Annotated in this window: 20 protein-coding genes and 2 pseudogenes; 13 read left to right on the forward strand and 9 right to left on the reverse strand. The window is 73.8% G+C overall.

Annotated features, from left to right (window positions below; all coding sequences use genetic code 11):
* Nucleotides 1–56 precede the first annotated feature (56 nt).
* Nucleotides 57–1,523, forward strand: a complete 1,467-nt coding sequence (locus ACH4E7_RS12625) for an FAD-dependent monooxygenase (RefSeq protein ID WP_396249034.1) — start codon at nt 57–59, stop codon at nt 1,521–1,523.
* A 53-nt stretch (nt 1,524–1,576) separates the two neighbouring features.
* Here the strand turns inward: ACH4E7_RS12625 and ACH4E7_RS12630 are convergent, their stop codons facing one another.
* From ACH4E7_RS12630 to ACH4E7_RS12645, 4 genes are all read right to left on the reverse strand, one after another.
* Nucleotides 1,577–3,022 carry a SufS family cysteine desulfurase gene (locus ACH4E7_RS12630; protein ID WP_396249035.1) on the reverse strand — a complete coding sequence of 482 codons (1,446 nt, stop codon included), beginning with the start codon at nt 3,020–3,022 and terminating at the stop codon, nt 1,577–1,579.
* A complete protein-coding gene (locus ACH4E7_RS12635) occupies nt 3,009–4,424 on the reverse strand; it encodes a family 2B encapsulin nanocompartment shell protein (protein WP_396249036.1) in 1,416 nt (471 codons plus the stop codon). Before ACH4E7_RS12635 ends, ACH4E7_RS12630 begins: the two co-directional genes overlap by 14 nt.
* Nucleotides 4,425–4,749: 325 nt before the next feature.
* Complete coding sequence (locus ACH4E7_RS12640; RefSeq protein WP_396249037.1) at nt 4,750–6,057, reverse strand: MFS transporter; 1,308 nt, start codon at nt 6,055–6,057, stop codon at nt 4,750–4,752.
* The gene (locus tag ACH4E7_RS12645; RefSeq protein WP_396249038.1) at nt 6,054–6,428 is read right to left on the reverse strand and encodes a hypothetical protein; all 375 of its coding nucleotides are present in this window, start codon (nt 6,426–6,428) and stop codon (nt 6,054–6,056) included. The genes ACH4E7_RS12640 and ACH4E7_RS12645 overlap by 4 nt, the downstream gene beginning before the upstream one ends.
* On the opposite strand from ACH4E7_RS12645, the gene ACH4E7_RS12650 reads away from it, so the two are divergent.
* Nucleotides 6,427–7,842, forward strand: a complete 1,416-nt coding sequence (locus tag ACH4E7_RS12650; RefSeq protein ID WP_396249039.1) for a PLP-dependent aminotransferase family protein — start codon at nt 6,427–6,429, stop codon at nt 7,840–7,842. The two genes, ACH4E7_RS12645 and ACH4E7_RS12650, sit on opposite strands and share 2 nt — an antisense overlap.
* Before the next feature lie 7 nt (nt 7,843–7,849).
* Here the strand turns inward: ACH4E7_RS12650 and ACH4E7_RS12655 are convergent, their stop codons facing one another.
* Nucleotides 7,850–8,344, reverse strand: a complete 495-nt coding sequence (locus ACH4E7_RS12655) for a signal peptide protein (protein ID WP_396249040.1) — start codon at nt 8,342–8,344, stop codon at nt 7,850–7,852.
* 212 nt (nt 8,345–8,556) lie between these two features.
* Between ACH4E7_RS12655 and ACH4E7_RS12660 the strand changes: the two are divergent.
* Nucleotides 8,557–8,996: pseudogene (locus ACH4E7_RS12660) on the forward strand (amidohydrolase family protein); the annotation flags it as partial.
* Nucleotides 8,997–9,103: 107 nt separating this feature from the next.
* Here ACH4E7_RS12660 and ACH4E7_RS12665 read toward each other — a convergent pair.
* Nucleotides 9,104–9,808, reverse strand: coding sequence for a TetR/AcrR family transcriptional regulator (locus ACH4E7_RS12665; protein ID WP_396249041.1), 705 nt, complete (start codon nt 9,806–9,808; stop codon nt 9,104–9,106).
* A gap of 473 nt (nt 9,809–10,281) precedes the next feature.
* Between ACH4E7_RS12665 and ACH4E7_RS12670 the strand changes: the two genes are divergently transcribed.
* The 7 genes and pseudogenes from ACH4E7_RS12670 to ACH4E7_RS12700 all read left to right on the forward strand — a co-directional run.
* A complete protein-coding gene (locus ACH4E7_RS12670; RefSeq protein ID WP_396249042.1) occupies nt 10,282–13,074 on the forward strand; it encodes an SdrD B-like domain-containing protein in 2,793 nt (930 codons plus the stop codon).
* Between the two features lie 107 nt (nt 13,075–13,181).
* On the forward strand, nt 13,182–13,970 hold the full coding sequence (locus ACH4E7_RS12675; protein WP_396249043.1) for a hypothetical protein: 789 nt from the start codon (nt 13,182–13,184) through the stop codon (nt 13,968–13,970).
* A gap of 192 nt (nt 13,971–14,162) precedes the next feature.
* Complete coding sequence (locus tag ACH4E7_RS12680; RefSeq protein ID WP_396249044.1) at nt 14,163–15,320, forward strand: hypothetical protein; 1,158 nt, start codon at nt 14,163–14,165, stop codon at nt 15,318–15,320.
* Between the two features lie 102 nt (nt 15,321–15,422).
* Nucleotides 15,423–15,719: a DUF6296 family protein gene (locus ACH4E7_RS12685; protein ID WP_396249045.1), complete on the forward strand. Its 297-nt coding sequence runs from the start codon at nt 15,423–15,425 to the stop codon at nt 15,717–15,719.
* A 350-nt stretch (nt 15,720–16,069) separates the two neighbouring features.
* Nucleotides 16,070–16,300 (forward strand): zinc ribbon domain-containing protein, encoded by a 231-nt coding sequence (locus tag ACH4E7_RS12690; protein WP_396249046.1) that lies wholly within the window; start codon nt 16,070–16,072, stop codon nt 16,298–16,300.
* Nucleotides 16,301–16,846: 546 nt separating this feature from the next.
* On the forward strand, nt 16,847–19,561 hold the full coding sequence (locus tag ACH4E7_RS12695; RefSeq protein ID WP_396249047.1) for a glycosyl hydrolase: 2,715 nt from the start codon (nt 16,847–16,849) through the stop codon (nt 19,559–19,561).
* A 697-nt stretch (nt 19,562–20,258) separates the two neighbouring features.
* A pseudogene (locus ACH4E7_RS12700) lies at nt 20,259–21,338 on the forward strand (ABC transporter permease); the annotation flags it as partial.
* On the opposite strand, the gene ACH4E7_RS12705 reads toward ACH4E7_RS12700, so the two are convergent.
* Nucleotides 21,258–21,791 carry a hypothetical protein gene (locus ACH4E7_RS12705; protein WP_396249048.1) on the reverse strand — a complete coding sequence of 178 codons (534 nt, stop codon included), beginning with the start codon at nt 21,789–21,791 and terminating at the stop codon, nt 21,258–21,260. The pseudogene ACH4E7_RS12700 and the gene ACH4E7_RS12705 sit on opposite strands and share 81 nt — an antisense overlap.
* On the opposite strand from ACH4E7_RS12705, the gene ACH4E7_RS12710 reads away from it, so the two are divergent.
* Nucleotides 21,772–22,779 (forward strand): ABC transporter permease, encoded by a 1,008-nt coding sequence (locus ACH4E7_RS12710; protein WP_396249049.1) that lies wholly within the window; start codon nt 21,772–21,774, stop codon nt 22,777–22,779. The two genes, ACH4E7_RS12705 and ACH4E7_RS12710, sit on opposite strands and share 20 nt — an antisense overlap.
* Nucleotides 22,780–22,904: 125 nt before the next feature.
* Here the strand turns inward: ACH4E7_RS12710 and ACH4E7_RS12715 are convergent, their stop codons facing one another.
* Nucleotides 22,905–23,447, reverse strand: coding sequence for a CGNR zinc finger domain-containing protein (locus tag ACH4E7_RS12715; RefSeq protein WP_396249050.1), 543 nt, complete (start codon nt 23,445–23,447; stop codon nt 22,905–22,907).
* Between the two features lie 93 nt (nt 23,448–23,540).
* Between ACH4E7_RS12715 and ACH4E7_RS12720 the strand changes: the two genes are divergently transcribed.
* Both ACH4E7_RS12720 and ACH4E7_RS12725 read left to right on the forward strand, forming a co-directional pair.
* Nucleotides 23,541–25,079 (forward strand): FAD-dependent monooxygenase, encoded by a 1,539-nt coding sequence (locus ACH4E7_RS12720; protein WP_396249051.1) that lies wholly within the window; start codon nt 23,541–23,543, stop codon nt 25,077–25,079.
* Nucleotides 25,080–25,164: 85 nt separating this feature from the next.
* Entirely contained in the window at nt 25,165–26,112 is a 948-nt protein-coding gene (locus ACH4E7_RS12725; protein WP_396249052.1) for a DUF4232 domain-containing protein, read from the forward strand.
* A gap of 96 nt (nt 26,113–26,208) precedes the next feature.
* Here ACH4E7_RS12725 and ACH4E7_RS12730 read toward each other — a convergent pair whose 3' ends face one another.
* Nucleotides 26,209–26,901, reverse strand: coding sequence for a phosphatase PAP2 family protein (locus tag ACH4E7_RS12730; protein WP_396249053.1), 693 nt, complete (start codon nt 26,899–26,901; stop codon nt 26,209–26,211).
* Nucleotides 26,902–26,936: the final 35 nt, after the last annotated feature.

A 26,936-nucleotide genomic window follows, 5' to 3' on the forward strand; every position in this document is an offset into this window, starting at 1 on the left:
GCCGTTAATTGCAGGCTGGGGGCAACGGCTGTTTAACAACGTTAAAGGGGGTTGCCGTGACCGACCACGGCCTGTTCGAGCACGGTGTGTCCGACCACGGGACGGACACCGGGGTCCTGATCGTCGGCGCCGGTCCCACCGGCCTCGCCCTCGCCCTCGACCTCGCCCGGCACGGCGTCGCCGCGCTGCTGGTCGAGCGCGGTGCGCAGCTCTTCCCCGGCTCGCGGGGCAAGGGCCTCCAACCGCGCACCCTGGAGGTCCTGGACGACCTCGGCGTGCTCGCCGAGATCCGCGCGACGGCCGGCCACTACCCGCCGAGCCTGCGCTGGAAGGCCGGCGAACCGCAGGGCGAGCACCGGATGTACGACCCGACCGAGCCCTCCGAGGCCGAGCCGTACACCGAGACGCTGATGGTGCCCCAGTGGCGCACCCAGCAGGTGCTGTACCGCCGGCTGCGCGAACTGGGCGGCGAGGTCGACTTCGGGCGCGAGCTGGTCAGCCTGACACAGGACGCGCGGGGCGTGACCGCCGAGTTCGCGACCGGCGGCCCGGTCCGGGCCCGCTACGCGGTCGCCGCCGACGGCGGGCGCTCGACGGTGCGCCGACTGCTCGGCATCGGCATGACGGGGGAGACCGTCGACCCGGGCCCGATGCTGGTCGCGGACATCCGGCTCACCGGCCTCGGCCGCGAGCACTGGCACGTCTTCCCGGCCGAGCAGGGCCTGCTGGCGATCTGCCCGCTGGCCGGCACCGAGGAGTTCCAGCTCGTCGCCCAGTTCCCGGAGGGGACGGCCGTCGACCTCACGCTCGACGGCATCCGGGCGCTGGTCGCCGAGCGCTCCCACCTGACCGCCGAGCACGTCGACGGGGTGCGCTGGGCCTCCGAGTTCCGGCCGCGCGCGGCCCTCGCCGACCGCTTCCGCTCCGGCCGGGTCCTGCTCGCGGGCGACGCCGCCCATGTGCACTCCCCGGCGGGCGCCCAAGGCCTCAACACCAGCATCCAGGACGCCTACAACCTCGGCTGGAAGCTGGCCGCCGTGCTCACCGAGAAGGCGGACGACGCACTGCTCGACAGCTACGAGGAGGAGCGCCGGGCCAACGCCGCGGCGATGCTGGAGCTGTCCACCAAGGTCCATCGCGGCGAGGTCCGCCGAGGCCGGGCCACCCAGCAACTCGGCCTCGGCTACCGGGAGTCCTCGCTCGCCGTGGACACCCGCCCGGCCCTCGCCGAGGACGCGCTGCGGGCCGGCGACCGCGCCCCGGACGGTCGGCGCGGCGGCATCCGGCTGTTCGACGCCTTCCGCGGGCCGCACTGGACGCTGCTGACGGTCGGCGTCGAGGGCGAACTGCCCGCCCTCGACGTCCCGGTGGTGCGCATCCCGCCCTACGAGGAGTACGGCACCGGTGTGTTCCTGATCCGCCCGGACGGCTACGTCGGCTGGGCGGGGACGAGCGCCGAGGGCCTGGTGCAGTACGCGGCCCGCTGCGGGGTCGCCGGCTCCGTCACGGCGGTCGCCGGGTAGCCGCGGGGAATGCCGGGGGCGGGCACCGGCCCGGTGCCCGCCCCCGACGCCGGTCACCCGGTGTCGGCCGCCGCCTGGATGCCCTGGAGGGCGGCCACCAGGGCGTCGACGTCCTGCACGGTGTTGTACAGGGCGAGCGAGGCCCGCGCCGCACTCTGCAACCCGTAGGCGGCAAGAGCGGGTTGGGCGCAGTGGTGGCCGGCGCGGATCGCGATGCCCTGCTGGTCGAGCGCCCCGGCGAGGGCGATCGGATCCGTCCCGGCGACCAGGAAGGTGAGCACCCCGATCTTGCCCGGCGCGTTGCCGATCAGCCGGAGCCCGGGCACGGTGGCCAGTGCGGCCGTGGCGTACGCGGTGAGCTGCTCCTCGTGCGCCGTGGCGGCCTGCCGGTCCAGCCCGGACAGGTACCGCAGGGCCGCCCGCAGTCCGGCGACCCCGGCGATGTGGCCGGTGCCGGCCTCCAGACGGTGCGGGACGGGGGCGTAGCTGGTCTCCTCGAAGCTCACCGAGTCGATCATGTTGCCGCCGCCCTGCCACGGGGGCATGGCCTCCAGCAGCTCCCGCTTGCCGTACAGCGCGCCGATCCCGGTCGGGGCGAAGACCTTGTGCCCCGAGAAGGTGTAGAAGTCGGCGTCCAGGGCGGTGACGTCCACCGGGAAGTGGCTCACCGCCTGGGCGCCGTCGACCAGCACCTTGGCGCCGTACCGGTGGGCCAGCGCCGTCATCTCGGCCACCGGCGGGACGGTCCCCAGCACGTTCGAGGCGTGGGTGAGCGCCACGAGTTTGGTCCGGAAGCCGAGCAGGTCCCGGTAGGCGTCCTGGTCCAACCGCCCGTCGGGGAGCAGTGGGATGGGGACGACCCGGGCCCGGCGCTCCTTGGCGATCAGCTGCCAGGGCACCAGGTTGGAGTGGTGCTCGGCGGCGGAGACCAGGATCTCGTCGCCGACGCCGAGGTTGGCCCGGCCCCAGGTCTGCGCCACCAGGTTGACGGCCTCGGTGGTGCCCCGGACGAAGACGATCTCGTCCGGATCCGGGGTGCCGAGCAGCTTGGCGGCCTCGGCGCGGCCCTCCTCGTAGATCCGGGTGGCCTGTTTGGCGAGGGTGTGGGCACCCCGGTGGACGTTGGAGGTGCCCGTCGCGTAGTGCTCGCCGACGGCCTCGACCACCTGGCGGGGCTTGAGGGTGGTGGCGCCGTTGTCCAGCCAGACCAGCGGGCGGCCGTTGACCTCGCGGTGCAGCTGGGGGAAGTCGCGGCGGACGGCCTCGACGTCGAATCCGCCGGTGGGCGCGGTGGGCGGCGACGACCGGTGCGCCTGGGTCGGCAGCCAGTACCGGGGGCCGCCGGCGGCATGGGCGAGCGCCTCGGGGAGCGGGATCGTCGTCGGGGCCGTCGGGGTGGTCGCCGTCGGGGCCGTGGCCGTCGGGGCGGTGGCGGTGGAGATGCCTCCCGGCGCCCCGCTGATCCCGGTACCGCGCCCGGAACCGTCAGGAGTAGTCATGGTAGTTGGACACCTCGACGTTCTGGAGCACCGCGATGGCGTCGTCCACGAGCGCGGCGGTCGAGAAGTAGCCGGTCACCAGGTAGGAGGTGATGGCCTGCCGGTCGACGCCCATCGCGCGCACCGCCAGGCCGGGCTCGACCTCGTCCGGCACCTTCGCCGGCCGCAGGCCCACCACGCCCTGGCACTCCTCGCCGACGCGCATCAGCAGGATGTTGGTGGTGCCGGGCGCCGAGTTCGCCGAGCCCTTGAGGTCCAGCTTGTCGGACGGCAGCAGCGGCACGCCGCGCCAGGTCAGGAACGGACTGCCGAACAGCTCGACGATCTGCGGCGGCACCCCGCGCCGGGTGCACTCGCGCCCGAACGCGGCGATCGCCCTCGGGTGGGCCAGGAAGAACGCCGGCTGCTTCCAGACCCGGGTGAGCAGCTCGTCCAGGTCGTCCGGGGTGGGCGCGCCCTTGCGGGTGCGCACGCGCTGGGTCGGCACGACGTTGTTGAGCAGGCCGTACTCGGGGTGGTTGAGCATCTCCCATTCCTGGCGCTCGCGCAGCGCCTCGACGGTCAGGCGGAGTTGGGCCCGGACCTGGTCGATGTCGGAGTTGTAGATGTCCGCGACGCGGGTGTGTACCTTGAGGACGGTCTGGGCGATGCTCAGCTCGTACTCGCGCGGGCTCTCGTCGTAGTCGACGAAGGTCTCCGGCAGGTACGGCTCGCCGGAGTGGCCCGACTGGAGGGCGATCGGGTGCTCGGGGTCGGTCGGGGCCTGACCGACGGCGAACTCGGTCAGCTGGGCGCGCAACGAGGGCTCCCGGTCGGCGAGTTCGACGAGCATGCGGCGGTCGAGGGAGAGCACGGTACAGCCGGTGACGGCCTTCACCCGGTAGGTGACGGCGCTGCCGTTGGCCCAGGCGGCGGCGTCGAAGAAGTCCCCTTCGCCGAGCACGGCCAGCAGGGCGTCGTCGCCGTACGCGCCGGTGGCGCGCTTCTCGGCGCGGCCGAACGCGATGATGTGCAGCTGCTCGGCCGGGGCGCCGGCGTCGACTATCAGCTCGCCGGGCGCGACCTCGCGCTCGACGAACCCGCCCGCCAGCGTGCTGAGCACCGGGCTGTCGACCTGGCTGAGGAAGGCCAGCTCGCGCAGGTCCTCGGCGATGACCCGGGTGGCGCCGGCGCCGTCGACGTACGTGCTGACCAGCCCGTCGCCGAGGATGAAGCCCCGGCGGCGGTTGACCCGGTAGACACCCGCCTCCAGGTCCACCCAGGGGAGTGCGCGCAGCAGGTAGCGGGGGGTGATCCCGAGCATCTGCGGCACGGTCTTGGTGGTGGTGGCGAGGTTGCGGGCTGCCGAGGTACTGAGGCTCTGCTGGCTCGGCTGGTTCTGCGGAACGGCCTCGGTGGTCACGACTGGTCCTCTCTCCGGTATTTGAACAACCGACGTGTCGTCAGATCGACTCGGTGATTGTTGCCCCTGGATTCGATGGGTGTGACCACGTTTGAACTCGCCGGATAGCGGACAACTGCTGCGCGAATGTGGGACGCGAGGCCGCCAAACTCACTCGAAAGGATGACCTCTTCCATAACTGGCGGCGATGCTCTCCCAAGCGGAACTTGGAAGCACGGGGGGCGAGTTGAGGCGCACCGCCGGGTGCGCCCGCGCGCCCGTCCCCGCCCCCCGTGCCCGCCCCCCGTCCCCGCCCCCCGTGCCCGCCCCCGTGCCCGCCGGGCCGTCAGGGCTGCTGGCCGGTGGTCCGTTCCGGCACGGTCGGCAACGCCCGGAGGCGGCTGACCGGGGAGAGCATCAGCGCCATGACGACGGCGGCGGAGCCGGTCGCCGCCACGGTCAGGGCGCCCCGGGCGCCCAGTTGCCCGGTGAGCAGGCCGGCGGACAGGCCGCCCAGCGATCCGCCGCCGAAGAGCAGCATCCGGAACGCCGCGGTCATCCGCCCCATCATCGACTGCGGTGTCACCGCCTGGCGGAGGCTGACGATGATCACCCCGGCCACGCCGAGGCCGAGGTAGGTGGTGAAGAAGGAGAGCACGAACATCCCGATCATCACCGGCCGCGGCCCGGTGGCGGCGGGGATCAGGCCCGGGCCCAGCAGCAGCGCCGACTGGGCGACCAGGTAGACGCGGCCGAGCGGGAACCGCGCGATGACCCTCCGGGAGACCAGCGCGCCGATCAGTCCGCCGACGGAGGCGGTGGAGAAGACGGCGCCGATCGTCGCCGAGTCGAGGTGGAGGTCGGTGTGGCCGTAGAGCAGGAACATCGTCCACACGGTGATCATCGAGAAGTTGCAGCAGAAGCCGATCAGCGCGAGCGAGCGCAGCACCCTGTCCCGCATCACCCAGCCCATGCCGTCCTTGAGTTCGCGCCACAGGTGCCGCTCGGCGGCCGGTTCGGGGTGCGGCTCGGCCGTGCGGATCAGCAGCAGCGAGACCAGGGAAGCCGCGTAGGAGCAGGCGTCGACCAGCAGCGCCACCGGCGCGCCGACCGCCGACACCAGGACACCCGCCAGCCCGGGCCCGGCGACGTCGGCGGCGGAGGAACTGGTGCCCATCTTGGCGCTGGCCTCCACGTAGTGCTCGGGACTGCGTACCAGCACCGGTACGTAGGACATCCAGCTCACGTCGAACACCACCGAGGCGATGCCGACCGTGCAGGCGATCACCATCAGCACCGGCAGGTTGAGCGCGTGCCACCAGTACAGCAGCGGTACCAGGCCGAGCAGGACCAGCCGGACCAGGTTGGCGGCGAGCATGACCGGCCGCCGCCGGTGCCGGTCCGCCCAGACGCCGATCACCAGGGCGAGGCCGAGGTAGGGGACGAGTTGCAGGAAGCGCAGCAGTCCGACCTGCTCGTCGCTCGCGCCGAAGGCGCCGATCGCGGTGAGCGGGAGGGCGAGGTTGGTCACCTGGGTGCCGAGCAGCGAGACCGTCTCGCCCAGCCAGAATCGGAGGAAGTCGCCGTTGTGCCGGAGGCTTCGGGGAGCCGTCGGTGCGTCGACGGCGGTCGGCGCGGCTGAGGTCCGGGTCACCGCGCGCCCCCGGCGAGTTCGGCGACCGCGCCGGCCACCGCGTCGACCTCGTCCTCGGTGTTGTAGTAGTGCGGTGAGAGCCGCAGGCACCACTCGACCTCCTTGTCGGGGCGGGTACCGAGGAGTTCGGCGAGCGCGGCGTAGAAGCCGGCGACCTCGGCGGCGCGGGCGGCGGCCGCCTCGTAGCCGCCGATGCCGGCCTCCAGGCGCAGGTGGTCGACCATCGTCCGGAGGACCGGACGGGCCATCAGTCCGCAGCCGGCGTTGTTGAAGTGGATCACCGCCTCGCAACCGGGGGTGTCGGCCCGGAGGGCGGCGAGGTCCAGGAGCGGTTCCGTGCTGGAGCGGAAAGCGCTATTCTCGTTCTTCATGTCCGACGGTAGCAGTATCGAGACCCTGGTGGCGATCCTCCGGACCGAGATCGCCCGACTCTCCCCGGGCGACCGCCTGCCCAGCAGCCGCGATCTGATCACGCGTCACGGAGTCGGGCCGGTCACCGTCTCCAGGGCCATCGCCCTCCTGGCCGCCGAGGGCGCCGTCGTCACCCGCCCCGGCAGCGGCACCTACGTCGCCGCCCGGCGGCCGCGGACCGTCGGCGGCGAACCGGACACCTCCTGGCAGGCGGTCGTCCTGGCCGGCCGCCACTTCGTGCCCGAGCAGCCCGACGAGCAGCCGGGCACGGTGCCGGTCGGCACCATCCCGCTGTCCGGCGGCTACCTGCACGAGAGCCTCCAACCCACCCGGCTGCTCAGCGGGGCCCTGGCCCGGGCCGCCCGGCGCCCGGACGCCTGGTACCGCGCCCCGGCGGCGGGCCTGACGACGTTGCGGACGATCTTCGCCCGGCAGGCCGGCGGCGACGTCGGCCCCGAGGACGTCCTGGTCACCGGGGGCGGGCAGGGGGCACTGTCCATGCTGTTCCGCGCCATCGCGGCGCCCGGCAGCCCGGTCCTGGTCGAGTCGCCGACGTACTCCGGCGCGCTCGCCGCCGCGAGGTCCGCCGGACTGCAACCGGTGCCCGTACCGATGGACGACCAGGGGCTGCGCCCCGACCTGCTCGCCGACGCCTTCGCCATGACGGGCGCGCGCCTGCTCTACTGCCAGCCCACCTTCCACAACCCGACCGGAGCCGTGCTGTCCGGCGAACGGCGCCGCCAGATCGTCGACGTGGCGCGCGCCGCCGGGGCGTTCCTGATCGAGGACGACTTCGCCCGCCACCTCGGCCACGGGCGGCCGGTGCCCCGCCCGCTGGTCGCCGACGACCGGGACGGCACCGTCATCCACCTCACCTCGCTGACCAAGCCCGCCTCGCCCAGCCTGCGGATCGGCGCGCTGATCGCCCGGGGGCCGGTGATGCGGCGGCTGCTCGGGATGCGGCGGGTCGACGACTTCTTCATCGCGCGCCCCCTGCAGGAGGCCGCGGTCGAACTGCTCAGCACACCCGCCTGGGACCGCCATCTCCGCGGCCTGGCCACCGCCCTGCAACAGCGCTGCGCCGTGCTGGCCGGCGCCCTGGCGCGCGAGGTGCCGGACTGGACGCTGGCGCGCGTACCGGAGGGCGGCCTGCACCTGTGGGTGCGGCTACCGTCCGGCCTCACCGAGGCGGCCGTCGCGGAGGCGGCACCGGCGTGCGGGGTGTCCGTCAACCTCGGGCACCACCACTTCCCGGCCGAGCCGCCGGCCGGCCACCTGCGGCTCGGCTTCGCCGCGGCGGCCGAACCGGCCGAACTCGCCGAGGCCGCCGCCCGCTTGGGCGCCATCGCGGCCGCGGGGGCGGCTAGGGCCTGACCGGGGCTCAGGCGTAGATCGCCACCCGGGGCTCGACCGTGCCCTGGGCGGGCCCCTTGAGGACCGTCAGCCGGTAGTGCTCGGTGAGCTTGTGGTAGCCGTGCAGGACGGTCTTCGCCGGGATGAGCCCGGTGTACAGGGTGCCGGTCTGGCTGGCGAGCGGCATGGTGTTCCAGTGTCCGTCCGTCCCCAGCATTTCGAGCCTGATCTGCGCCGGGTCGAGGAACGGGCCCTCATCGGGCGACTCGATGAGGATCTGCGGGGCGACCGTCTGGTCCGTCGACGTGGGGTTGCGGTAGGTGACGGTGATCTGGTGCGGCGCGTCATCGCTCGGCAGCGGGCTGTCGGGCAGGTCGACGAAGCTGACCGGGGCGGCGGGGGCCGCCGCCACGGGTGCGGAGTCCGAGGCCTCGGCGGGGAAGGTGAGCGCGGCGGCCGGCAGGGCGGCGAGGGCGACGGCGGTCAGCACCAGAACCCGACGGGGGATCGTCCGGGTGAGCATGGCGCCTCCTTCGGTCGTAGGACGGCGGCTGGGGCGGGTTTCCCGGCGGACGGTGCCCGCAGTGCTACGGACGGTCGCCGGCCGGGCGGTTCGTACCCCTCCACCCTGCACGCGCCCGGCGGATGCCGCATCCGCCGGGCACGCGCGGGCCCTCGAGACGCCGCCCGGCGGCGGGGCCGTGGAGCAGTGGAACCCCTTATGACAACAGCATTGACGTCCAGCCGCTGTGGGCGCGCACGAACCGCAGATGGACGAGCTGACCATCCCCTTCCTCGGCCCCGAACGCGCCGCCTGGCAGTACCCGTTCGGCGCGCTCCAGCGCGCGGGCGTCACCCTGGCGGCGGGCAGCGACTGGCCGGTGAGCAGCCCGGACCCGCTGGCCGGTCTGCACGTCGCGGTCAACCGGATGGAGCCGGAGGCCGTCGACGGCCGGGTCTGCCTGCCCGAGCAGCGCCTCGACCTCGCCTCCGCCCTCGCCGCCGGTGCCGCGCATGTGAACGGCCACGACGACGCGGGCGCGCTGGCCGTCGGGCAGCTCGCCGACCTGGTCGTCCTCGACCGGGACATCCTCACCGGCCCCGCCGAGGAGATCGCCGACGCCCGAGTGCTGCGGACGTGCGTGGGCGGTGAGTTGGTCCACGCGGCCGACTGAACGCGCCCGCCCCGCCGCACCGTTCGCCGTCGCCGAGCCCACCGGGCCCGGCGACGGTCGGCTTTCGGAGCCCGCTCCCGTGCCCGCGCCGCCTCCCCTGCCCGTGCTCAGCCCAGCGCCGCCAGCCGGGCCTCGGCCGCGTCCAGGAGCAGGTCCAGGGCGTACGGGTAGCCGCTGCGCCGCATGTCGGTGGTGAGCAGGTGGGCGGTGGCGGCGATGTGGGGGTGGGTGGCGGCGTCCAGACGTGCGTAGGAGGCCTGCCAGACCTCCAGATCGGCTCGCGCCGCGGCCGCCGGGAGGGCGAGGGCGGCGGCGTCCAGGGCGGCGAACCCCAGGCTCTGGTCCACGAAGGCGTGGTAGATCCGTACCGCCTCCGGATCGGGGAAGCCCGCCCTTCGCAGGACCCCGAGGATCGCCTCGACGGCGGCTACCTCGTGGGTGCGGCCGGTGGTGCGGTGGGCGGCGAGCACGGCGGCCTGCGGGTGGGCCTGGTAGGCGGCGTGGATCCGCAGGCCGATGGCCCGCAGGTCCGCCCGCCAGTCGCCGGTGGGCTCCCAGCCGGCCTGGGCGCGCCCGATCAGCTCGTCGGCGACGGCCAGCAGCAGGTCGTCGGTGCTGTGGAAGTAGCGGTAGACCGCGCTGGGGTCGGCGCCGAGCGCGGTGCCGAGCCGCCGGACGGTGAGTGCGTCGGCCCCGTGCTGCCCGACCAGCCGTAGCGCGGTGTCGACGATCAGTTCCCGGGAGAGCACCACGCCCTGTTTGGTGGGTCGGCGTCGACGGCGCTCGGGCTCGGGGACTACGCGTTCGCTCATGCCCCACAGGCTATGTCAACGATCTTGACGTAATCCAGGGGTGGCCGGATCCCGACTGGGCCGGGGCGGAGCGTTCGGTGGGACCCCGAACGGAGGCCGTTGCCAGGGCCGGCGGGTCGGAATGAGTCGTGCGCGATTCTGTGCGCGGTGTGCCGAATTGCCGAAGCATTCGTAGCGGCGTTCGAGCTGGGGGCCGGCGTGAACGGTCGAGCGCCTTTGTCGACATGGCGCTTGTTCCCGGGTGGGGGAGTGTCCGGAAGTGGATTCATGCTGGTCGGGCGGCCCCTTCGGGCTGATGCACCGTCAGGCTGCGGCTCTCTGGATACGTCCGACAGGCCATCAAAGTTCCACGTTTTGCCACCCAGTTGGGCGAAATCCCTTTAAGCTCACGTTAACCATGGCGGATTCAGGACACGCCGTGGGCTCCCTCATGACGTCGGGTCGGATGACCCTTCTGGACGATGAGAGCAGGGATGAAGACAACGAAAGAACAGACGAACGGCGCCGCGCGCGGCCCGGATCGGCGACGGTCGGGCGTGCTCGGCCGTCGCTCGGTGGGCCGCCTCGCGGCGCTCGCGATCACCGTCGGCAGCAGCTCGCTGGCGGCCGTCCCGTCGGCGGTCTCCCAGACGGGCGACGGATCGGTGACGGTCCGGGTGATCCGGGCGGTGGACACCAGCGGGGCGTGGACGCCCGCACTGGAGCCGGGGATGGCGGGCGTGAAGGTGACGCTCACCGATGACGCCGGTGTCAGCATCGACGGCACCACGGCGGCGGACGGCACGGTGACGCTGGCTCCGGCGTCGACCAAGGCGACCGGCGGCAAGTACCGGGTGCAGGTGGTGAATCCGAAGCCGGGGGTGCTGTTCCCGGCCTTCGCCTCCCGCCAGGGGCTGGACGGCGCGCCGACCCAGCTGAGTTCCAACGAGGAGTTCGTCGACCTCTCCGGTGGCAAGAACGTCTCCTACACCACCGGGCTGTGGTACCCGGGGGACTACTGCCAGAAGAACGCCACCCTGGTGACCACCTGCCAGACCGCCACCTACCAGGGCGGGGCCCAGCGCACGCTGGTCTCCTTCCCGTACAGCGCGCGCGGCCAGGACGGCGTCACCGCCAACGCCACCAACCTCGCCACCGACGCCGAGACCGGCACGCTGTACGGCATCGCCTGGAACAAGGCCGACAAGCGGGTCTTCTCCTCGGCGACGGCCAAGCGGACCACCGACTACGGCCCCGGCGGCTCCGGCGGGATCTACGTCACCGACCCGGCGCAGAAGAAGACGACGGTCTTCACCACCGTCCCGAACGCGGGCAGCACCGCGCACGGGCCGGGGACGGACGACGCCTTCCTCGACGTGCCCGGCAAGGAGAGCCTGGGCGGCATCAAGATCACCGACGACGGAAAGGACCTCTTCGTCGTCAACTTGAACGACCGCCGGCTGTACCGCTACGACGCCACGGCGGCGACGGCGTCGGCGCCGAAGGCCGCCTATGCGATCCCGGACCCGGGCTGCCCGTCGGCTGCGGACTGGCGGCCGTTCGGCCTCGGCCTCCAGGACGGCACCGGGTTCCTCGGCGGTGTCTGCTCCGGTCAGTCCACCGGCAAGCTCGCGGACGTGCGCGCCGTGGTCCTGCCGTTCGACCTCGGCACCGGGGCGTTCGGCAAGGCGGTGCTGAACCAGCCGCTGGACTACCCGCGCCAGTCCACCGTCGGTGGGGGCCCGTGCGACGGCGCGGGCTGGTTCCCGTGGACCAGCACCTTCCCGGGCTCGCAGAACGGCAAGGTGTGCGGCAACACCACCATCGCCTTCCCCGAACCGGAGTTGGGCGAGATCCAGTTCGAGACCGACGGTTCGATGCTGCTGGCCTTCCGCGACCGCTTCGCCGACCGCGGTCCGGGCGCCCCGGCGCCGAACTCGGCCACCGTCATGTCCGGCGGCGACCTGAACAAGGCCTGCCTGTCGAACGGCACGTACGTGATGGACACCAACCTCGGCTGCGGGAAGACCGTCCGGGGCGCCCGGTTCTTCGCCACCGGCTGGGATGAGGTGGGTCACCACAACTCGGTGTTCGCCGGCATGGCGCTCTCCAAGGTCGAGAGCACCATCGCGGCCTCCGCTTTCGACCCGGACCACACCCCGGTCGGCTACGGCACGTCGTTCATGGAGCGTGCGGACGGCGCGCACGACCCGAAGTTCGGCCTGCGGCTGACCCCGGCGACGACCAGCTCCCCCTTCGGCAAGGGCGCCGCGATGGGTGACCTCGAAGTGCTCTGCGACCAGGCACCGCTGCAGATCGGCAACCGGGTCTGGTACGACCCCGAGCGCAAGGGCATCCAGAACCCGGGCCAGCTCCCGGTGAAGGGCGCCACCGTCAACCTCTACGACGAGTCGGGCAAGGTGGTCGGCACCACCAAGACGACGGCGCGCGGCGAGTACTACTTCGACGACGGCAACGTCACCGGCGGCCTCAAGCCGCACACCAAGTACACCATCCGCATCGACAACCCGGCCGACTACGCCAAGGGCGGCCCCCTGTACCAGTGGGTGCCCACCGACCACGACGTCGGCGACAACCACTTCATCGACTCCAAGGGCATCGTCCCCGCCGGCGCGAAGTTCCCCGAACGGGCGCTGACCACCGGCGGACCGGGCGAGAACGACCACACCTACGACTTCGGCTACCGCCAGCAGGAAGGCGCGCTGAAGCTGGTCAAGCACGACCAGGACGGCAAACCGCTGGCCGGGGCCAAGTTCCAGCTGTGGCACGAGACCAACGGCACCGACGGCCTCCAGACCACGGGCACCAAGCCGGACACGCCCGTCGGCGACCCCTGCACGACCGGTGCCGACGGCGTCTGCCAGGGCAGCGGCACGGCGGGGACGTACTACTGGCAGGAACTGAGCCCGCCGGACGGCTACTCGGCCCCGGACACCACGGTCTTCGGACCGCTGGTGCTCACCGCCGACAACCTCGACGCCGGCGTCTCGGTGACGGCCGTCAACAAGCTGATCCCCACCCCGACACCCACTCCGACCCCGACCCCGACCCCGACCGGGTCGGCGACGCCCACCCCGACCCCGACCCCGATTACACCCGGCACCCCGGCCCCGCCGGCCCCGCCGGCCCCGGCGCCGGGTGGGCAACTGCCCCACACCGGCGCGAGTGACGGAACGCCGCTGCTGGTGACCGGCGCCGTGGCGCTCGTCATCCTCGGTGCGGCACTGTTCGTGCTGGCGCGCCGACGCAGGGCCCAGCACCGATAGCCATCCCGTCATGACGGGGTGACAGCCCGGCTCGGGCGGGTTCGCGGACCACGGGTTCGCGGACCCGCCCGAGTCCTGTGACCGAACAGATGGGAGAAGGCAACCGCATGGCCCGCAAGACGAAGACCGCCGCCCGTCCGCCCCGCCGGAAGGCCCGCTGGCTGGGGGTGCTGATCGCGATCGCGCTCTGCGGCGCCGTGGCGGGCGGTGTCCTCGCGTACGAGACCGTCTCGGACGAGACCTCGGAGCGGCCGGTCACCACGGACGAGGCGTCCCGGCTGGCGCTGTCCCGGCTGAACCTCTACCAGGCCAGCCCGGTGGGCGTGGTGCTCACCGCCTCCGAGGGCGGGGGAGTGCAGGTCCGGGTCGAGGGGGTCGTCGACTACCGCACCCACCGGGGTGCCGGCCGCTACCGGACCACCGGCGCGAGCGGCCAGCTCGACCACGGCCTGGTCGTCTGGGACACCGGCGGCCTCGGCCTGGCCCCCGAGCCCGCGGGCGATGCGGCCCCGCCCTGGCAGCAGGCCGAACACGTCCCCCGGACCGGCTGGTCCCCGCGCTCGTACACCGCGGACCCGCTGGACGCCGGGCTCCGCCTGCTGGTCCAGGTCGGCGCCGACCGGCCGGACAACCCGCTGCTGCTCGCCCAGTCCGGCGCCCGCTGGCTGGGCCGGGACCGGATCGGCGACCGGAGCTACGACCGCTTCGCGGGCCCGCGCGCCCAGGGCTCGGCGCCGGACGGCGCGCGCTCGCCGCTCACCTACTGGGTGGACGGCGACGGCACGCTGGGCCGGGTGACCATGCAGATGGCGGGCCTGGGCACACCGACCACGGTGGACTTCTCCGGGCGGAACGCCGACGCCAAGCTCCCCGAGGCGCCCTGGCTCACGGGCTGAGGTCGACCGTCGTCGGAAAGCGCACAGGCCGCCACGTTCCGTAGTGGGGCGTGTGCACAACGTGGCCGGATCGCTTCGGGTCGTGCGCCCTTCAACCTCCGAACGGATGGCGGAGTCACTCCGCCCCGGCCGGGTGTCCCCCGCCCGCAACCGGGTAGGCGTTCAATAGCCCACCGATTTCGGGAGGCCGCCATGGACCTCGCGTTCCTCACTCCGCTGCTCGACCGGCCCGGCCCCTGGGCCTCCGTCTACCTCGACACCTCCCGCGCCACCGAGGACGCCGCCCAGCGCCGGGCGCTGATCGACCGCGCGGCCGTGCACCGGCTGGCCGGGCTCGGCGTCGACGACCGCACCTGCGTCGCCGTCCGCGAGCGGTTGGCCGCCGAACCGGCCGAGGGCTCCCCGCCGGGGCGGGCGCTGTTCGCCGCCGACGGCGAGGTCGTGGTCGACACGCCGTTGGCCGGCTCGCCGCCCGACGTGGCCGCGACCTGGGCGCCGCTGCCGCACACCGCCCCGCTGCTCGGGCTGCTCGACGACGCCGTGCCGCGCTGCCTGGTGGTGGCCGTCGACCGGACTGGCGCCGAACTGGAGCGCCGCGAGCTCGGCGGCGCCGCGCCGATGGGTACCGTCGAGGGACGGCAGTGGTGGGGTCGCGGCCACCGCGCCCCGCCCGCCGACCGGCACGAGTGGCACTACCGGCACCGTGTGGAGGATGCCTGGGACCGCACCGCCGGGATCATCGCCCGCCACGTGGCCCGGGTCTGGCCGGGCAGCGGCGCCGGCCTGCTGGTGCTCACCGGCGACGTCCGCGAGCGCCGTGCCGTCCGGGAGCTGCTGCCGCAGCAGCTGTGGCCGGACACCGTCGAGGTGGACGGCGGCGGCCGGGCCGACGGCATCGCCCGGGAGGCCTTCGACCAGCGGATCGAGACCGCCTGGAACGGTCACCGGACCCGCCACCTGGACACCGTGCTGGACGCCTTCCGCACCGGCATCGGCCGCCCGGGCGAGCACGGCACCGACGCCACCGGCACCGAGACCGCACCCGGCGCCGCCGCCCAGGGCGTGCCCGCCGTGGTGACCGCCGCCCGGCAGCACCAGCTCGCCGCGCTGCTGGTCCAGCCGAGCGGCCACGACCCGGAACGCCCGGTGTGGACCGGCCCGCAGCACGAGCACATCGGTGTCCAGCGGGCCGACCTGCGGGCCATGGGCGTCGCCGAGCCGCAGCAGGCACCGGCGGCCGACGCCCTGTTGCGCTGCGCGACCGCCGTCGGCGCCGAGGCCCTGACGGTGCCGGAGGCCGTCCCCGGCCCGCCCGGCGGCCTGGGAGCCGTCCTGCGCTGGTCCGCCTGAGCCTGATCACGGCGCGGGGGGCGGCCACCGTTCGTGTACAACGGCATCCGCGCGGAGGAGAATCGACAACGCGAGCGGGGGAGGCACATGAGGAGGCCGGCCATGAGAATCCTTGAGCGCCGCTACGCGGTGACCCTGCCGGGGCCGATCGGCGGGCACGCCCCACCGGCCGTCGTGGTGGTGCACGCCACCGACGCCGTGGGCCCCGGCGGAACCCTGGTCTGGGAGAGCGTGGAGGGTGACCTCCGGGTGGAGATCACCGGCGAGGTGGCCACCGTGCTGGCAGCCCCGGCCGGAACGCCGAACCACCCGTGCCTACACGCCGTAGCGCTGCCGGCGGGCCCCCTGGATTTCGAGTGCACCCAGGCGCCGAGCGCGTCCCGGGCGATGAACCCGTGACGCGCGCCGGCGGATGACCGCTTCCGCGGATCACCTCTCGCCGCCCTCCCCGGGGGGCACCCCCGTTGCCGTTCATCTGGGCGGACTGCGGGAACACCCGGTAACCGCGGGTCGGATCGAACCCGTGGATCTTCTTGGTGCCCAGGGCATCGTCGCAGGGTGTCCCCGGCTTCACCCGGGGAGGGGATCCGATCCTGATACCGGCGGCGCGGAGCGTCGCCGCACCGCTTCGGAATGCTGAACGGCGGCCCTGTTCGAAGGGGCCGCTTCTGGTCTCCGATGTACTGCCGTACCGCGGTCAGCCGTGTGTCGCCGGACGCAACCGCTCGATCGCCGATGCCGGATGGGGGGTGTTCCTCGCGATCCTCACCGCCACGGCAGTGAGCGTCGGACGGGACACGACGGCTGCGGACCCTCGCAGCACCTCCCGCAGATGTCCCGCGTGCGGACACACCGTCAAGGAGAACCGGCCCGCGCAGGACACCTTCCACTGCGTCAGCTGCGGCCACCGGGTGCACGCCGACCCCGTGGGAGCCGTCAGCACCCTACGGGCTGGTCCGTCGCGACGCCCCACAGGGTGAGCGAGAAGCCCCCGGCTTCAGTCGGGGGGAGGAGTCACGAGCATCGAACTCCTGAGCGCGCGTGGGCCGTTTCACGGGGATGCGAGGGGATGTGCCGCGAAGCTATGGCCGGGCCGAGGGCGTCGCATCCGCGCGTCGACGGGGTGAGGCAGGGGGCACCGGGGGTGTCCGGCTCCAGCCGTGAAGGGGCCCGCACGGGCGGGCCCCTTCACGGCTTCCTCATGGCCCCCGGCGGGTGACCACAGGGTCGAGCACGGGCCCAGTCGCGGGCCGGTCGCGTGGTTGGCGATGACCTCCGGACCGCCGTGGTGGGACGGTTCGCTCGCCCGTGCGAATGGTTCGAATCCCACTCTCCCGGATGCCGCCGGGAGGGTGGGGTTGGACGGTTCTATGAACCGTTTTCCTGAACTGTCTTAACCGGCTTGGTTTTAATCATTCGTTACGTGCCACTACTTCACGCGGACCGGGTCGACCGGCAAGGCTTCGGTCGGATTTCCGCCCGACCGCGCGACCGCGCGACCCGCCGCATGGGGAGGACCCACCATCGTGCCCAACAGGCAACGCCGACGGCTGCTGCTGCCCGCCGTCACCCTGACCGCACTCGGACTGACCACCGCTCAGGCCCTCGCCGCCCCCGTTCCGACCACCTTCCTGCCGCACCAGGCGCAGCACCTGGCCGAGGTCGGCCAGAAGCACGCCGCGAAGGTCAGCGGCCAGAGCGCCGCCAAGCACACCTTCTCCGCCAAGGCCGACGCGGCCGGCGGGGACGACGGCGGCGCGGACGAGGCGGAGAACTCCGCCGAGGGCGTCGCGCAGTACACCGAGGCCCGCACCGCCCCCGGTGTGGTCGCGCCGGGCGCCTACGGCGCGGCTTGGGAACAGTTGCAGTCGATGCCGCGCACCGGCGGTTCGTGGCAGCACGTCACCAAGAAGCCGTACAACTCGGACGACCCGCGCTACCGTGACGTCAACTCCAACTCCAGTGGCGGCGCCGGCCTGGTGACCGGTCGGATCACCGGTATCGCGGCCGACAGCGACGGCTACGTCTACGCGGGCGGCGCCAACGGCGGGGTGTTCCGCTCCCGTACGGGCGGTGGCCACTGGGAGCCGATCGCCGACAAGCTGCCCACGCTGTCGACGGGCACGCTGAACCTGGATGAGGGCGGGCGGCTCTGGTACGCCACGGGTGAGTCCAACACCGGCGCCACCTCCTACGTCGGCACCGGCGTCTACCTGTTGTCGGACCCGAAGCACGGGAAGTTCCAGCCCGGCAACCGCGTCGGCGGCGCCGAGCTGGAGTCCACCATCATCCACGCGCTGCGCTTCGGCGGCGGCAAGGTGTGGGCGGCGACCAGCCGGGGCGTGTGGAGCCACTCCACCACCGACCTCTCCGGCCCGTGGACGCTGGAGTTCGCGCCCAACCCGGACTACCTGCCGGGTGGTTCGAAGGCCAAGGATCCGAGCGCGCCGTACAAGAACATCGCCAATGACATCGCGATCGACCCCAAGGACCCGTCCAAGGTGATCCTGGCGGTCGGTTGGCGCGGCGGCGACACCTACAACGGCTTCTACAGTAAGGCGGCCGACGGCGGTTGGCAGCGGGTCTCCTCGCTGGGCGACCTGCCGACGGACGCGGCGAACGTCGGCAACGTGACCTTCGCGCGCTCGGCGGACGGCTCGCGCTACTACGCGATCGACCAGTCGCCGGACGTCATGGCGCACAACCCGGACACCGGCCTCAAGGGCATCTACGTCTCCAAGTCCGGCTCGCCGTCCGGCCCGTGGACGCTGATCGCGGACAAGGACAAGCTCAAGGGCTCGGGTTCCGCCCTCCAGGGCGCCGGCTACCAGCCGGGCATCCAGGCCTGGTACAACCAGTCCCTCCAGGTCGACCCGGCCAACCCGGACCACCTCTACGCGGGCCTGGAGGAGGTGCTGGAGACCAAGGACGGCGGCGCCAACTGGAGCGTCCCCGGCCCGTACTGGAACTTCCCGTTCCCGTGCTGGAGCATCGACCCCACCAAGCAGACCGGCGACTGCTCGCCGACCGTCCACTCCGACCAGCACGCCGTCGCCATCGGCTCGTACCACGGCAAGACCAGCGTGTACGTGGGCAACGACGGCGGCATCTACGACCGTCCCGTCAACGGCTCGGCGGACGCCTCCGGCCACGCCACCGACTGGAAGTCCCTGGCCGACGGCACCATCGACACCCTGCAGTACTACTCGGTCGGCGTCGGCAAGGACCCGGCGGACCGCTCCGGTAAGGGCGTCATCGTCAGTGGCGGTCTGCAGGACAACGGCGAGTCCATCCTGCGCGCCCACGACAAGGTGATGGGCTCCAACTTCGGCGGCGACGGGGCCGACACGCTGGTCGACCCGGCCAACGGCTGCAACATCGCCGAGGAGTACGTCTACCTCGACATGTGGGTCACCCAGAACTGCGCCGTCAACGACGGAAGTTGGACGAAGGACCCGAGCAAGGCCACCTCCTACGAGGTCGCCCCGCCCGACAAGGACACCAGCTCGGCCCGCTTCATCGCGCCGATCACCAGTGACCCCAAGGACGTCAACACCTGGATCGCCGGCGGCCAGCACGTCTGGGTCCAGCACAAGGGCTACGCGATCCGCAGCGGCAGCGAGTGGACCAGCGCCTACGACCTCGGCGCCGGGCACGTCGCCACGGCGGTCTCGACCGTCAACGGCACGGTGTACGCGGGCTGGTGCGGCCCCTGCAACAACCAGGGCTTCAGCCGCGGCATCGCGGTCGGAAAGACCGACGGCACCGGCTGGCACCAGCTCAACCTTCCGGTCGACGGCACCCTGCCGAACCGGTACATCAGCTCCTTCGCCGTGGACGAGCACGACGCCCAGCACGTCTTCGTGGCCTTCAACGGCTTCTCGCGGACCTGGACCGAGGGCCCCGGCGCGGGCATCGGCCACCTCTTCGAGACCCGTGACGGCGGCGCCACCTGGACCGACGTCTCGGCCAACCTGCCGGACATCCCGGCCACCTCGGTCAAGATCCTGCCGGGCGGCGGGCTGGCGCTGGGCACCGACCTCACCGCCTTCTACCGCGCGCCCGGCGAGACCGACTTCTCGGTGCTCGGCCGCAATCTGCCCACCACCTCGGTGCAGCAGCTCAAGACCGGCCCCGACGGCCGCCTCTACGCCGCCACCTTCGGGCGCGGCATCTGGTCGATCAACCCGCGCGCGCTGCACGAGGACAACGACAGCCAGGGCGACGACAACCAGGACTGATCACCGCACGTGAACCACCGGTGCCCGGCCCGCTCACCCGAGCGCGCCGGGCACCGGCGCTCCGGAACCGGGCGAGCGCCGCGCACGTCCAACCCCGGACCGTACGAGACCGGAGACACCCGACCGTGAAGAGACGCCTCGCCGTTCCGGCAGCCACCCTGCTCCTCGTCCTGACCGCCGGCGCCTGTTCATCCGGCGGCGCGAACCCCGCACCGGCCATCTCGCCCGCGCAGAGCACGGCCGAGACCCCGGCCGGAACCGCCGGCCCCACGCCGACCCCCACCAGCGCACCTCCCGTGCCCGTCACACCGACGGCAGCCACGTCCGCCACCGCCGGCCGCACCGCCGCCCCGAGTCGGACCCCGGTCCACCCGCCCACGTCGGCGACGAGCCGGGCACCCGTGACAACGCCGCCGAGCCCCGCAGCGACCCCGCCCCCTGGCAACGGGGACAACCCGATCGACCTCCAGCACCGCCCCGGTGGCTCGCCCTCCCGTTCGGCGGGCTGACCCGCGACCCGTACCGCCGGCTCAGGGGCGGGGTACCTCTCAGGGAGGAGCGGGCCCGGCCGGAGGTCGGCCGCCGGTCTGATCACGAAGAGGACCCGGAGCTGACGGACGGTCGTTCGTGCACCCCTAGGCTCGATGATCATCAGGCGGCACGAGCGCGTCTGACCCATCAGAACGAGCCGGGAACGATGACGACGTACCGATACACCCTGGCCGAGCTGCGCGGACAGCTACGGCAACTGGTCCTGAGCGGAGCCGCGATCGCGCTCGGCGTAGCCTTCCTGATCACCGCGGTCAGCGGCAGCGGAGCGCTGGTGGACTCCTTCAGCCAGACCGCGGCAGCCGAGGTCGGCCCCGGCGACATCCAGGTGAGCCGCCCGGCCGCGCAGGGCGGACTGGACGCCTCCGTCGCCGCCCGGGCGCGGCAGGTGGCCGGTGTGGCGGAGGTGGCCCCGCGGCTGACCGGGCGGGGCGCGGTGCTGGTCGCGGACGGGCGGCCGCTCGGCCAGGCCGCCGCGGTCAGCGCGGTCGCCGCGGACCCGGCCCTGCGCTGGCAGCTACTCAGGAACGGGCGCTGGCCGGTCGGTCCGGACGAGGTGGTGCTCGACGCCGACACCGCGGAGCGGATCGACGCCGCCCCCGGAGCCACGGTCAAGGTGGCCCGCGCCGACGGCGGCACCGCGACGGTCCGGCTGACCGGCACCTTGGACGGCCGTGGCGCGCCCAGCCTCGCCGGGCACCCGATCATCGGCGTCCCCGCCGACGCGCTCGCCCGGTACGCCACCGGCGCCACCGCGGGCACGCTGGACGTACGGCTGACCGACGGCGCCTCCCGGACGCGCGCCGTCGCGGACCTGGGGACGGCCCTGGCCGGTGCCGAGGCGCCCGAGGTACGCACCCGGGACGCCTCCGTCGCCGAGGCGACCCGGCAGAGCCGCACCCTCTACGGCGTGGTGCTGATCGCCGCGCTCTCCTTCGTCCTGATCGCCCTCGCGGTGGCCCGGATGGTCGTCGGCAACACCTTCTCCGTGGTGCTCGCGCAGCGGACCCGCCAACTCGCCCTGCTGCGCTGCGTCGGCGCCGACCGCGCGCAGATCCGCAGGCTGGTGCGCCGTCAGGGCCTGCTGCTCGGGGTGGGCGCCTCGGGCGTCGGGGTGCTCACGGCGGTCGGGCTGTGCGCGGCCGCCTCAGCGGTGGCCGGCGCCGCCGACCTCGGGCCGGTGCACCTCGCCCTGCTGCCCTCCCCGCTCACCTGCGCGCTGGCCGCCCTGTTCGGCGTGCTGCTCACCATGCTGGCCGTGCGCGGTCCGGCCAAGGCGGCCGCACAGGTGCCGCCGGTCGCGGCGCTCGGCGGCACCGGGCTCGGCACCACCGGTCCGGTCGCCAGGGTCCGCGCCGCAGTCTGGTCGACGGTGCTGCTGGCGGCCGGGGCCGCCCTGGTGGTGGTCGGTGGGCTGGTGGTGCCGCCGCCGATGGCCCTGCTGGCCGTCACGGTGGGCGCGATCGCCAGCTTCTTCGGGGTGCTGCGCCTGGCCGACCGGCTGCTGCCCGCCGTCGTCGGTGCGCTGGGCGGCCCGGTCCGGCGGCTCTGCGGGACGGCCGGCCGGCCGGCTCGCCACCCAGCAGCTGCGGCTGAATCCGGGGCGGACCGGCGCCACCGGCTCGGCGCTGCTGCTCGGCGTGACCATGATGGTCGGCGCGGTGACCGCTCTGGAGGTCACCTCCGACTCGCTGGTCCCGGTGGTCTCGGCGCGCCAGCCCGGCGTGTACTCGGTGACGGGCGCCAACGGCGCCACCCTGCCCGCCGGGGCACTCGCGGCGCTCGCAGCGGAGCGCGAGCTGGTGGTCGCGCCGGTCCGTTCGACCACTCTGCGGGTCGCCGGCCGGGACACCCTGGTGGCGGCGGTCGACCCGGGTCGGCTGCAGGCCGGCACCCCGGACCTCGACCGGCTCCGCGCGCTGCCGGACGGCGCCGCGCTGAGCGGCCTCGGCGACGCGTTCGGCGGCGGCGGGAGCGGGCCGCGCGACGTGGCCGGAGCGGCGGGCCGGCCCGGCGCGGAGCTGCGGATCGAACCCGCCCGCAGCGCCCTGCCGTTCACCCTGCAGAGCGGCGCGGTGCTGGTGGTCACCCCGGCGACCCTGGACCGGCTCGCCCCAGGAGGCGCCGTCACCACCGTCTGGGTGGGCCCGGCCGACGGCACCGACCGGGTCGGTGCCCGACGCGCCGTGGACCGCGCCCTGGCCGGTCAGCCGCAGCTCACCGTCACGGACACCGCCGCCCAGGCCGAGACCCTGCGCACGCTGCTCGACCGGATGACGGTCATCTCGATGGCGCTGCTCTCCTTCTCGGTGGTCATCGCGGGACTCGGCGTCGCGGCCACCCTGATGCTCAGCGTCAGCGAACGCGCCCGGGAGATCGGCATGCTGCGTGCCATGGGGATGTCCCGGCGCCAGCTGCGCCGGATGCTGACCCTGGAGGCCGTCCTGCTCTCGCTCGCGGGCGCGCTGCTCGGCACCGCCCTGGGCCTCGGCTACGGCTGGGCGGCGGCCGGCTCGATCACCTCGACCCTGGGCACCGTCGGCGGCCCGCCGGTGCTCCTGGTGCTCGCGGCGCTCGCGCTCACGGTGCTCACCGGCCTCGCCGCCGGCGTCGCGCCCGCCCGGCGGGTCGGGCGGATGAGCGCGGTCGAGGCGATGCGCGCGGCGTAGGAACGCCGCAAGGTGCCTGAGCGGACGGGAACTCGGCGGGCCCGGGAGGGCTCAGTGCCCGGCGGGCCCGGGAGGGCTCAGTGCCCGGCGTGCCCGGCGTGCCCGGCGTGGACGGCGACTCTCCGTCACCCGCTGGCGTGTTGGGCCCGGTGGGCGGCGACCCGGACACGGGTGGCGCAGCGGGGGCTGCAGTAGCGCTGGGGGGTGCGGCGGCCGGTGTCGATGAAGTGGCGGCCGCAGCCCGGGGCGGCGCACCGGCCCCAGGCGCAGCTGCCGCGTTCGCTGAGCCACATGCCGAGGGCGAGGGCGGCGGTGGAGAGCAACCAGTGGGTGAGGCCGGCGTCGTCGGCGGCCCGGGTGTGCAAGGACCAGGGGCGGCCGGGGAGTCGGACGAGGCGGGGGCGGGGCGGGTAGCGGTCGAGCAGGGCGTTGATCGCCTCGGCCGCCCGGTCGACGTCGTCGGTGTCGAGGACGGCGATCACGGCGGTGGTGGCGTCGCGCAGTTCGCGGGCGTCCGCGTCGGTGAGTCGGAAGGGCGGGCCGCCGTGGCGTTCCAGTACGCCCTGGAGCTCGGCGGCTCCCGCCTCGGGGTGCTCACGGACGGTGTTCGCGAGGGCGGCGAGGAAGTGGAGGCCGCGGGGGTTGCCGCCGTCGGGGGCCTGGGTCATGGGCTCACATTTCTCTTGATCGGATCCCTTGATCGGGTCCGCCGCCACCATGGTAACGTCAAAGTTATCAAGTAGGCGTTACGGAGGAGTGGCATGCGATTCCCGGCAACGACGTCCGTGCTCATCGTCGGCGGCGGCCCGGTCGGCCTGACGATGTCGCTCCTGCTCTCCGAGTACGGCGTGCGGCACCTGCTCGTCGAGGCGCACCCGGGCCCCTCGACCCACCCCAAGGCCCGTGGCGTGTCGGCCCGTTCGATGGAGATCTTCCGGCGCTGCGGCCTGGAGGAGGAGATCCGGCGGGCCGGGCTCCCCGCCTCCCAGGTCTTCTTCTATCGCGGCCGCAGCCTGGTCGACCCGGACTTCGTCCGCACCGGGGTGGCATCCGTCGCGGGGGAGGGTGTCGAGCGGACCCCCTCGCCGGGACTGGTCTGCTCCCAGGACGCCCTGGAGGCGGTCCTGCTCCGCCGCGCCCGCGAACTCGCCCCGGACGGCGTCCGGTTCGCCACCCGGCTGGTCTCCTTCACCGAGGGCGACGCCGGCGTTCACGCCGTCCTGGAGGAGCGCGACAACGGCGAACGGCACACCGTGCGCGCCGACTGGCTGATCGGCTGCGACGGCGCGTCCAGCACCGTCCGCGCCGCAGCCGGGATCGCCATGGACGGGCCGACCGGCCTGGGCCACTACCTCAGCGTCCGCTTCGAGGCCCCGCTCGGCGAGGTGGTGGCCGACCGGGCCAGCGCCTCGTACTTCCTGATCGACCCGCCCCGGGGCGGCTTCCTGGCCGTCGACAACGACCGGCACTGGATCTACCAGTACCGGTACGACCCCCGGTGCGACGACGTCGAACAACTCCGGAACGATCAAAGGAAGTTGGCCAGCCTGGTCCGGGCAGCGGCGGGCCTGCCGGAGCTGCCGGTCACCGTCCGCGACACCACCACCTGGCGGATGGACGCCCAACTCGCCGACACCTACCGCAGGTCGCGGGTGCTGATCGCGGGCGACGCGGCCCATGTGACGCCCCCGACCGGGGGCCACGGCATGAACACCGGCATCGGCGACGCGGACAACCTGGCCTGGAAGCTCGCCGCCGTCACCGCCGGGACGGCGGGCGAGGCGCTGCTGGACAGCTACGAGGCCGAACGCCGCCCGGTCGCCCGGCAGGTCATCGACCTCTCGCTGGCCAACTCCCGGGCCCGGGACGGCTACCGGATCGACGACGAGCTGCTGCTCACCGCGGCCTACGCCTCGACCGCCGTCATCCCCGCCCCCGACGCGCCCGCGCGGCCCGCGCTCGACCCGCAGTGCGAACACCCCGAGGGCGCGCCCGGCACCCGTCTCCCGCATCTGCGGCTCGCCGGGTCCTCGTCCACGCTGGACCTCGTCGGCCCCGGCTTCACGCTGCTCACCCGCCCGGACGGCCTCGCCTGGCGGCGCCAGGCGGAGACCGCTGCGGCCGCCGGACTGCCTCTCGCGCTACGGGAACTGACGGGTGATCCGGCCGGTGTGTTCGACCTCCCGGCGGGCGGAGCCCTCCTGGTCCGCCCGGACGGCCACCTCGCCTGGCGGGCCCCGCAACCGCCGGCCGCCGACGCCGGGCTGCGCGACGTCCTGCGCACGATCCTCTCCGCCTGATCGACGGAGGAGCGTTGCACGGCTGTTGCACTGCGAGTGGCAGGGCTCACAGCCGTCCGGGTTCGGTTCGTGATCGGATCCTCCGATGCGTCAGTTCCAGAAGTCCCCGTTGTCGGCGAGCCGTCGGCCGATCGCGGCCGCCGCGCTCGTCGCCTTCACCGCCGCCGTGCTCGCGGGCTGCGGCTCCCAACCCTCCGAGGCGCCGGCGGCGTCCGGCCTCGGCGGGCCGTGCGGGGCACCGCCGGCCCCGGTGTCCGGCGGCGTGCCGGACACGCACGGGCCGGCGGGGGACGGGGTGCGGATCACCGCCGTCAACGCGATGTGCGCGGAGTACGAGGTGACCAACTCGGGCGGCGAACCCGCCGATGTCACCGTGCTGTTCAGCCGGCTCTCGGCATCCGGGGCCGCGCTGGACAGCGTCACCGGAACCGTCGCCGGGCTCGCCCCGGGCGCCACCGAGAAGAAGCGGATCGACCTGGACGGGCGCGGCCCGGAGCGGCCGGGCGCCGGACCACGGCTGAAGATCGCCCAGGTCCGCAGCGTCCCCAGTGCCGAGGCCCCGCAGCCCGGCGGCCCCTGTCCGACGTCGGGTCTGCGGGTGTACGCCGACCAGGGCGACGCCGCGATGGGCCTGCGGGTGGTCGGCCTGATCCTGCGCAACTGCGGGACGTCCACGGTGACCGTCAACGGCTACCCGCAGCTGCAGTTGCTCGACCTGGAGCACCGGCCGGTCGACGGGGTGCGCATCCTGACCGGCGGCGCCGAGATCGCGACCGGCACCGGCGCCGACACCCCGCCGCAGGAGATCGCGCTGCGCCCGGGGGAGGGCGCCCACGCCACCCTGGTGTGGCGCAACACCACCGAGGCCGGCGAGCCGGTGAACGCCCCCTACGTCCGGGTCCGCGCCGTCCCTGGCGAGGACCCGGTGATGGTCACCCCGGAACTCGACCTGGGCACCACCGGACGCCTCGGCGTCGGAGCGTGGGTCCGCGACGACGGCAGGGAACCCGCGACCAAGCCGTCGGCGGGGTGACCGGGAGGATCGGCTCGCCCCGGCGCCACCCGGCCCCGACGGGCCGGGGCGATCGCGGTGCAGTTCCGCGACGCCGCCGAACACCGAGCCCGCGCGTCACGCGGCAGGCCGGTTCGAGGACGGGCTCGTGGATGGCGTCGCGCGCTGGGTCGGCGGCACGACCGCCGTGCCCACCGCGAGCCAGGCGCAGCCGAGCAGCCAGCCGCCGAGGACGTCCAGGGGCCAGTGCACCCCGAGGTAGATGCGGCTGAGGCCGACCAGGGCCGCGAACAGGGCGGCGCCCGCGAGGGCGGCCCGGGCCGCTGCCGGGTGGGCCCGGACGACGGCCATGGCGAGCAGTCCGGCGCAGACCGCCGAGGTGAAGGAGTGCCCGGAGGGGAAGGAGTAGCCGGAGGCGTCGGTGGCCCAGTTCGCCCGTGGCGGGCGGGGGCGTTCGAAGGCGTACATCAGGCCCAGCCGGACGAGCTGGCCCGCGACCAGCCAGAGCACCGGCGCCAGGAACACGGGGACGGCCCGGCGCGGGGGCCGGGGTGCGGACATGGCCCGGACGGTGACGGCCCCGGCGACCAGGGCGAGGAGGTAGGGAACCACACCGGAGCCGAGGTCGGTGATCACGACGGCCACCGCCCTCGCGGCGCCCGGCCGGTGGGCCGCGCTCCAGTCGTTGGCCCAGCGCTCGAAGTCGAACGGCGCCCAGCCCTGGCTGGCCAGCAGCGCCGCCAGGGCCGTGAACAGCAGCACCGCGGCGCCGGCGGCCACCGGCCACCGGCGCCGGGCGGCGCGGGTCACACCACGGTCCGCCGGCGCCACGGGACGCAGCGGGC

It is taken from the genome of Kitasatospora sp. NPDC018058 (genome assembly GCF_044327205.1).
Taxonomy (GTDB): domain Bacteria; phylum Actinomycetota; class Actinomycetes; order Streptomycetales; family Streptomycetaceae; genus Kitasatospora.

Excerpts from the sequence above, each read along its gene's own strand:
- ACH4E7_RS12725 (WP_396249052.1), top strand. The coding sequence starts at position 25,165 with ATGCGTCAGTTCCAGAAGTCCCCGTTGTCGGCGAGCCGTCGGCCGATC.
- ACH4E7_RS12685 (WP_396249045.1), top strand. The coding sequence starts at position 15,423 with ATGAGAATCCTTGAGCGCCGCTACGCGGTGACCCTGCCGGGGCCGATC.
- ACH4E7_RS12720 (WP_396249051.1), top strand. The coding sequence starts at position 23,541 with ATGCGATTCCCGGCAACGACGTCCGTGCTCATCGTCGGCGGCGGCCCG.
- ACH4E7_RS12675 (WP_396249043.1), top strand. The coding sequence starts at position 13,182 with ATGGCCCGCAAGACGAAGACCGCCGCCCGTCCGCCCCGCCGGAAGGCC.
- ACH4E7_RS12645 (WP_396249038.1), bottom strand. The coding sequence starts at position 6,428 with ATGAAGAACGAGAATAGCGCTTTCCGCTCCAGCACGGAACCGCTCCTG.
- ACH4E7_RS12630 (WP_396249035.1), bottom strand. The coding sequence starts at position 3,022 with ATGACTACTCCTGACGGTTCCGGGCGCGGTACCGGGATCAGCGGGGCG.
- ACH4E7_RS12650 (WP_396249039.1), top strand. The coding sequence starts at position 6,427 with ATGTCCGACGGTAGCAGTATCGAGACCCTGGTGGCGATCCTCCGGACC.
- ACH4E7_RS12665 (WP_396249041.1), bottom strand. The coding sequence starts at position 9,808 with ATGAGCGAACGCGTAGTCCCCGAGCCCGAGCGCCGTCGACGCCGACCC.
- ACH4E7_RS12655 (WP_396249040.1), bottom strand. The coding sequence starts at position 8,344 with ATGCTCACCCGGACGATCCCCCGTCGGGTTCTGGTGCTGACCGCCGTC.
- ACH4E7_RS12715 (WP_396249050.1), bottom strand. The coding sequence starts at position 23,447 with ATGACCCAGGCCCCCGACGGCGGCAACCCCCGCGGCCTCCACTTCCTC.
- ACH4E7_RS12680 (WP_396249044.1), top strand. The coding sequence starts at position 14,163 with ATGGACCTCGCGTTCCTCACTCCGCTGCTCGACCGGCCCGGCCCCTGG.
- ACH4E7_RS12670 (WP_396249042.1), top strand. The coding sequence starts at position 10,282 with ATGAAGACAACGAAAGAACAGACGAACGGCGCCGCGCGCGGCCCGGAT.